A 6,978-nucleotide genomic window follows, 5' to 3' on the forward strand; every position below is an offset into this window, starting at 1 on the left:
TGCCCCGTCCCTATTCAAACAGCAACATGGTTAACCGAAAAACCAATTAAACAAGCTGTATGATTCAATTCGACAAAGGCCCCAACACCTCCTTCGCCAATCATTTTGCGGCCTTGCCCGATTATGGCGCTATAAAAGAAAATTTCTGGTACGACTGGGGCCCGGTGTTTTACCGCGGCCGGCTCGATGGGAGCGCCAAAGTCATCTGCGTGGCCTCAGATCCCGGCCCCACAGAACGCATTGCCGGCCGAACCCTGGTAGGCAATGCCGGACAACGGGTACAGGGCTTTCTAAACAAAATAGGACTAACCCAATCGTATGTTTGTGTAAATGGCTGGGCCTATGCCTTGTTTCCCAGTCACCTCGACGATGGGTTAAAACTACTCACACAACCCGACCTGTTAGCCTGGCGCAATAAACTGTTCAACATGCTTAAAAAGCCATCGTTACAGGCAATAGTGGCTTTTGGTGCAGTGGCACAAAAAGCAGTGCAGTTATGGGATACCAAAGGCAAGGTTCCGGTTTTTGAAACCTATCACCCCAGCTATCATTCAGGCGGCGCGGCCGGCGAAAAGAAAATGCTCACCGACTGGAACCGCGTGGTAAAAGAGTTACGCAAGATCGTTACCCCCGACGAAGGCGCCTCTACCAAAAAGCCTTTGTATGGCGCTACATTTACAGAAGCCGATTATGCAGCCATACCACGCATGGACCTGCCGTTTGGCCTGCCCGACTGGTTTGGCAACGATGCCTTCTTTAGGAAAAAGGGCGGCATGAACAGTGTTAGCAGACCATCGCCCGACGACCACCACACTTTAACATGGAAAGCACCCCAATTCAGCTAAATGGCAAAGAAACCGATCATAGACCCGCTCGAAAGCGCCCGTTATGGCTTGCATGGCACCATCGCCACCATGGCAGCACCTGACGAGATCATCAAGGGAACTATTTTCATCAACGCCGCCCGCATTGAAGCCATCATCCCCGATGGCAAACCCATTCCCGAAACCCTGACCGATTGTAAAATATACAAAACAAAAGGCGTCATCTTTCCCGGGTTTATAGAACTACACAACCATTTAAGTTATAACTGTTTGCCGCTTTGGAAGGTGCCTAAGAAATACGAGAACCGCGACCAGTGGAGTGGCATCGATCAGTACAAACAACTCATCAGTAACCCCATGAACCTGCTGGGTAAAACTAAAGGTTATGTAGAGGCCATTGTGCGCTATGTGGAATGTAAATGTCTGGCCGGAGGCGTTACTACTTCGCAGGGAATTATGTTATTCAGCAATGCGGGAATAAAAAAATATTACCGCGGAATAGTACGCAACGTAGAAGAAACGGCCGACGCCACCTTACCCAACGTAGATGCACATATACCTGATATTACTGCCCGCGATGCGGAGAAGTTCTTCAAACAATTACAAAAAAGCAGTTGCTTACTGTTGCACTTAAGTGAAGGCACCAATGCCTCGGCGCACAAACATTTTGAAGACCTGCGGCTAAGCGGGAACGACTGGGCCATAGGCCCTTCGCTCGCCGGTATCCATTGCGTGGCCCTGCAACCAAAAGATTTTACCATCATGAAACAAAAAGGCGCGTCGATGGTTTGGTCGCCTTTTAGCAACCTGTTGTTATACGGACAAACAGCCGATATTAAAAGTGCGAAGGCAAGTGGTATTACCATTGCGTTGGGAAGCGACTGGGCGCCCAGCGGTAGTAAGAACCTGTTAGGCGAGCTCAAGGTAGCCAAACTCTACAGCGAGGCTAATGGAAAACTGTTTACCGATTATGAACTTATTGCCATGGCCACTAAAAACGCCGCCCGGATCATTAAATGGGATAAAGAACTGGGCACGTTGGCAAAAGGCAAACGCGCCGATCTGATAGTGGTAAAGGGATCAGGAACTGACCCTTATAAAACCCTGCTGCAGGCATCAGAAAAAAGTATTTCCCTGGTAGTGATAAACGGAACGCCCCGCTATGGCGATGCCAGCTTAATGCGATCTTTCGGCAGTGCCGGTACTGAAGCCAAAACCATTGGTGGAAAAAACAAACTGTTCAACCTGCAACAACTCACTGAGGATCCTGTAGTAGGTGCCCTAACGCTGTCAGCAGCCACAGAAAAGGTAAAGGATGGTTTAAAGAATATAAAGAAACTGGCTACCCGATCCTTGCCATTGCGGGGTATGATGGATAAACAGGGGAACCGTTTCCTGGTGCCGTTAAAAGCCAAACCTGCCGCCAATGAAGAACCGGAATGGGTACTGGTGTTAGATCATGATGAAGAGGAAGGCGAAGCGGTTCGTCCCCATTTTGACCCCATGGCCAAACATGGCCTGCCCTTTAAAAAGTTAGCGCCAATGGAAATAAAACCCGAAACGCTCATCCCCATTCAGCTCGATGCGCTTACCGTTGCCTCAGACAAGTCCTTCTTTAAAAAAGTAGCCATTCAAATGAACCTGCCGGATTATATCAAGAAAGGACTAAAGAAGATGTACAGCGACCTCTAAAATGCTGCTTTTTGCACCATGTATCAAATACGGGAATTATAACATAAAGCCTTCACTATCCGAATTTTCAAGCATACAGTTTGTTATTTAATCATCTTTGAATACATTCGCATAGTGAATTACAGCGTAAAAATATTCTACTCTTATCTCGCTTTTCTGCGAAGTGCATGCGCCAACGTGCCATAGTACTTATGTCTTCAACACATATTTCATCCTGAATTGTAGCTCAAACCATGGGGTAAGGGTTGCACATTAATCATTCTTTTAATTAAATTAAATTATGAAACATATTGCCGTTGTCGGACTGGGCAAGGTGGGTTCACTGGTAGCCACATTGCTGAATGATATTTTTACTGTTACTGGTATTGATCAAAAGGCCCCTGCCGATGTACCATTTAAAGTAGTCACAGGAAATATAACCGATGCTAAGTTCCTTGAAGAATTGTTGTCGAAACAGGATGCAGTAGTGTCCTGTTTACCCTATAACCTGAATTTACCGGTAGCCGAAGCCGCTTTTAAAACCGGCATTCACTATTTCGATCTTACCGAAGATGTGCCCACTACCAGCGCTATCCGTAAAATGGCTGAAACCTCCAAAGGAGTAATGGCGCCGCAATGCGGACTGGCGCCCGGGTTTATTGGAATTGTTGGTGCCGATCTTTGTCACCGGTTCACCAAACTACGCGATGTAGAATTGCGCGTAGGCGCTTTGCCCCGTTATCCCAATGGGTTGATGGCTTATTCATTTACCTGGTCGCCGGCCGGGGTTATCAATGAATACATCAACGATGCCGAAGTAATTCACAACGGCATGCGTAAAATGGTGCCATCGTTAGATGGTATAGAACATATTAACATAGAAGGGCAGGAGTTTGAAGCCTTCAGCACCAGCGGGGGTTTAGGTACGTTGTGCGAAACCCTGGAAGGAAAAGTGGATACGCTCAATTACAAAACCATCCGGTACCCGGGTCATGCCCGCCTGATGCGCTTTTTATTATATGAGCTGATCCTGAAAGACAAACGCGAGTTAACTGAACAAATACTAACGGAAGCGAAACCCCCGGTACGCGAAGATGTGGTGTATGTGTATGCCGTAGTGGAAGGCTGGAAAGGGCAGGAGCTGGCCCGGGAAGAATTCTATCAGGCTTATCATCCTATTACGATCAATGGTAAAGAATGGCGCGCCATCTCCTGGACTACTGCCGCTTCTGTAGCCGCCGTGGTAGAAATGGTAGCCAGTAAAGAATTACCGCAAAAGGGATTTATCAGGCAGGAAGAGATCCCGTTTGAGAAGTTTCAGAAAACTAAGAATGGAAGTTTGTATGCTAAGAATCATTAAGCAACTGAAATAGCATTCCCCCTCCATTGGAGGGGGCTAGAGGGAGGCCTGCCTAACAATAAACTAAAGCAAATGTCAACAACACTAGATAAAGTATTATCCGGCTTAATGAACCGCTACAAAGAGCGCGTGCCCGATGTATCGGCCATTATCAATGCCATGATAAAGGAAAATATCATCAGGCAACCGGCAGATATTGAAAATGACCACATTGCATTTCGCACCATGGGGGTGCCGCAACTGGGTATACAATCGTTGGAAAAGATCTTTTTGCACTATGGCTACCAGAAAAGAGATTACTATCACTTTCCTGAAAAGAAGCTCGATGCCTTTTGGTATGCGCCGCCCTCACCGCAATACCCGCGTATTTTCATCAGCGAGCTGCGCGTGAAGGACCTGTCGCCCGAAGTACAACAGATCGTCACCAGTTATACGAACGAAGTAACTGCTGATCCTGTTTCCTCCTTAAACCTCGATGATGCCAGTGCTGTAGATCAGTTCCTGCACAGCGGCTTGTGGCGCTTGCCAACCTGGGCAGATTATCAAACCCTGGCAGCACAAAGCGAATATGCAGCCTGGGTTATTTACAACCGGTATTACCTCAACCATTTTACCATTAGCATACATAATCTGAAGGATGGGTATAATACCATTGCCCAATTCAACGAATTCCTGGAGCGCAATGGATTTACACTGAACAATGCCGGCGGCAAAATAAAGACCAGTCCGGATGGCGGGTTATTACAAAGCTCCACGGTAGCCGAAATGATCGATGCGGAGTTTGCCGGGGGCGAAATACATGCCATTTCAGGGTCGTATATAGAATTTGCGGAGCGACGCATTTTGCCGCAATTTGCGCATTTGCCCAAAGACCAGGTACAGCGGATCCATCGCCGGGAAGGGTTTGAGGCAGGTAATGCGGATAAAATATTTGAAAGCACGTACAGTTCGCAAACGAATAGATAATACAGGTTGACCAGTTAATTTGTTAACAAGTTAACTGGTCAACTTTTCATGCAACCTTTCTTCATGCTATTCCGACTTCTATGTAACTTTCAGGATCGGACAAGTATATAAAAATTAATTATACAACATGAAGAAAACGATAGCACCTGCCTACATGAAATTTGTATTGACCGCGCTCTTTTTATTATCCTTCACAATTGTTTCCCTGGCAAAAGACAAGATCCTGGTATTTTCAAAAACAGCCGGTTACCATCACAAATCCATCGATGCAGGCATAAAAGCCTTTCAGGAGTTAGGCGTAAAGTATCATTTCGAGGTAGATACCACAACCGATTCAACAAAGTTTGTGTTGGCCAACCTGAAGAAGTATGCAGCCATTGTTTTCCTAAGCACCACAGGCGATGTATTGAATGAGGAGCAACAAATGGCTTTTCAGCAATACATCCAGGCCGGCGGTGGGTTTCTGGGTGTGCATGCAGCCACCGATACCGAATACGGCTGGCCCTGGTATGGCAAACTGGTAGGGGCTTATTTTGTAAAGCATCCCAAGATCCAGGAGGCCGTGCTGATCATTAACGACAGTACCAACATTGCCACAAAACATTTACCCCGTCCCTGGAAACGCACCGATGAATGGTATAATTTTAAAGACATTCAGCCCGATCTGCATGTGCTCATCTCCATCGATGAAAGTTCCTATCAGGGCGGCACCAACGGTCCTAACCATCCAATGGCCTGGTACCACAACTTTGAAGGTGGCCGTGCCTTTTACACCGAATTAGGCCATACCGATGAATCGTATGCCGATCCTCTGTACCTGCAACATGTATGGGGCGGTTTGCAATATGCGATGGGCAAGGTGAAAATGAAGTAGAACGTTTATGCTTTGTATAGAAATACCTGTTCGGAAGTAATGCCTGAACAGGTATTTTTCTTTTTTACACACTTTAAAACTCAGTCACGCCCGTCTTTTCTATGGCTTTATTAATGCGGTTCCTGGTAAATGTGAGCTCAAGTAAGGTGAACAACAGGAAGAACACTATTATCAAAGTTATTAAGAACAAACCCTCAAAAGTAAAATCATCAGTCGTGAGCAGGTAAAACAGGTCCGCAAATAATCCAACTACGTTTAAGAGCCAAAATGCGATGGCCGGCAGGCTATATCTTATTTGGTAAGAAGTAAACTCGTTTTCTTTTTTAAAGCGAACGATCAGTTTCGGGAAAATACGCTCAATAGGCGTTCTTACCCGGGTAATAAATAAATCATTGCTTTTTTCCACTCCTAAAAAATACTTATCCTCACTTGCATAGCTCACCGATGAGGTAATAAGGTCAAGCGAAGTGAGTCGTTTTAATGAGAATGCGCGGACCGCTTTTTCAACTATTTCCGGGTCGGTGTTCTCAATTTTGATAGTCTTGAAGTATAACATGGGTTTAGGATTTCTTACCTCCAAAGTAACACAAAAGCCTAATTGAAGAAAGCAATTACAAATATATTATCGCCACCAAGGTGCTCACAGAAACGATCAGCCACAGAATGAGTCCCTGTAAAACGGGTTTCCAACCAACCGACATTACCGTTTTGCCTGATAGCCCGCAACCAATGAGAAAAAGTGTAACCGTAAGCGCCCCTTTTGAAATGCCGACAATCGTATGACTGACGTACTGGATGGCTGGAACGTACGTATTTAAGCAGATGGCTACTACAAACAACCCGATAAACCAGGGGACTTTGATCCGGGCGCCTTTATTTCTAAAGATCAGGGTGCTGAAAAACGCCACGGGGATGATCCATAATGCCCGCACCAGTTTTACAGTGGCGGCAATCTCCAATGCTTCATTTCCATATTTACTGGCTGCGCCTATTACTGAGCTGGTATCGTGGATGGCCAGGGCGCACCAAAGTCCAAACCGGGTTTGGTTGAGCTGTACATAATGCCCCACCAGCGGAAACAAAACCAGGGCACTGGCGTTTAAAATAAAGATGGTGCCCAGCGATACGCTGATTTGTTTTTCTTCTGCTTTTATCACCGGTGAAATGGCGGCAATGGCGCTGCCGCCACAGATGGCTGTTCCGGCGGCAATTAGATAGGCTGTTTTTTTATTGATCCTGAACAGCCGGCCGATGATAGTACCAATGATCAACGTACCAAAAAT

Annotated in this window: 7 protein-coding genes; 5 read left to right on the forward strand and 2 right to left on the reverse strand. The window is 46.2% G+C overall.

Annotation, left to right across the window (positions count from 1 at the left end; translation table 11 throughout):
- Window positions 1–59 precede the first annotated feature (59 nt).
- The 5 genes from ACJ751_RS02640 to ACJ751_RS02660 all read left to right on the forward strand — a co-directional run bounded on the left by ACJ751_RS02640 (window position 60) and on the right by ACJ751_RS02660 (window position 5,695).
- Window positions 60–845, forward strand: coding sequence for a uracil-DNA glycosylase family protein (locus ACJ751_RS02640; RefSeq protein WP_407743826.1), 786 nt, complete (start codon window positions 60–62; stop codon window positions 843–845).
- Window positions 846–2,516, forward strand: a complete 1,671-nt coding sequence (locus tag ACJ751_RS02645) for an amidohydrolase family protein (protein ID WP_407743827.1) — start codon at window positions 846–848, stop codon at window positions 2,514–2,516. It begins immediately after the preceding gene.
- 280 nt (window positions 2,517–2,796) lie between these two features.
- Window positions 2,797–3,855, forward strand: coding sequence for a saccharopine dehydrogenase family protein (locus tag ACJ751_RS02650; RefSeq protein WP_407743828.1), 1,059 nt, complete (start codon window positions 2,797–2,799; stop codon window positions 3,853–3,855).
- A 72-nt stretch (window positions 3,856–3,927) separates the two neighbouring features.
- On the forward strand, window positions 3,928–4,821 hold the full coding sequence (locus ACJ751_RS02655) for a DUF1338 domain-containing protein (RefSeq protein ID WP_407743829.1): 894 nt from the start codon (window positions 3,928–3,930) through the stop codon (window positions 4,819–4,821).
- A gap of 127 nt (window positions 4,822–4,948) precedes the next feature.
- Window positions 4,949–5,695, forward strand: a complete 747-nt coding sequence (locus ACJ751_RS02660; protein WP_407743830.1) for a ThuA domain-containing protein — start codon at window positions 4,949–4,951, stop codon at window positions 5,693–5,695.
- A 73-nt stretch (window positions 5,696–5,768) separates the two neighbouring features.
- Here ACJ751_RS02660 and ACJ751_RS02665 read toward each other — a convergent pair whose 3' ends face one another.
- Both ACJ751_RS02665 and ACJ751_RS02670 read right to left on the reverse strand, forming a co-directional pair.
- Window positions 5,769–6,251, reverse strand: coding sequence for a hypothetical protein (locus ACJ751_RS02665; protein WP_407743831.1), 483 nt, complete (start codon window positions 6,249–6,251; stop codon window positions 5,769–5,771).
- Between the two features lie 55 nt (window positions 6,252–6,306).
- Window positions 6,307–6,978: YeiH family protein (locus tag ACJ751_RS02670; RefSeq protein ID WP_407743832.1), on the reverse strand; the 672-nt coding region annotated here is incomplete at its 5' end.

Source organism: Niastella sp. (genome assembly GCF_045805085.1).
GTDB lineage: Bacteria > Bacteroidota > Bacteroidia > Chitinophagales > Chitinophagaceae > Niastella.

What these genes read in the sequence shown, in the direction of transcription:
- ACJ751_RS02645 (WP_407743827.1), top strand. Translation starts at nt 846, where the DNA reads ATGGCAAAGAAACCGATCATAGACCCGCTCGAAAGCGCCCGTTATGGC.
- ACJ751_RS02665 (WP_407743831.1), bottom strand. Translation starts at nt 6,251, where the DNA reads ATGTTATACTTCAAGACTATCAAAATTGAGAACACCGACCCGGAAATA.
- ACJ751_RS02640 (WP_407743826.1), top strand. Translation starts at nt 60, where the DNA reads ATGATTCAATTCGACAAAGGCCCCAACACCTCCTTCGCCAATCATTTT.
- ACJ751_RS02655 (WP_407743829.1), top strand. Translation starts at nt 3,928, where the DNA reads ATGTCAACAACACTAGATAAAGTATTATCCGGCTTAATGAACCGCTAC.
- ACJ751_RS02660 (WP_407743830.1), top strand. Translation starts at nt 4,949, where the DNA reads ATGAAGAAAACGATAGCACCTGCCTACATGAAATTTGTATTGACCGCG.
- ACJ751_RS02650 (WP_407743828.1), top strand. Translation starts at nt 2,797, where the DNA reads ATGAAACATATTGCCGTTGTCGGACTGGGCAAGGTGGGTTCACTGGTA.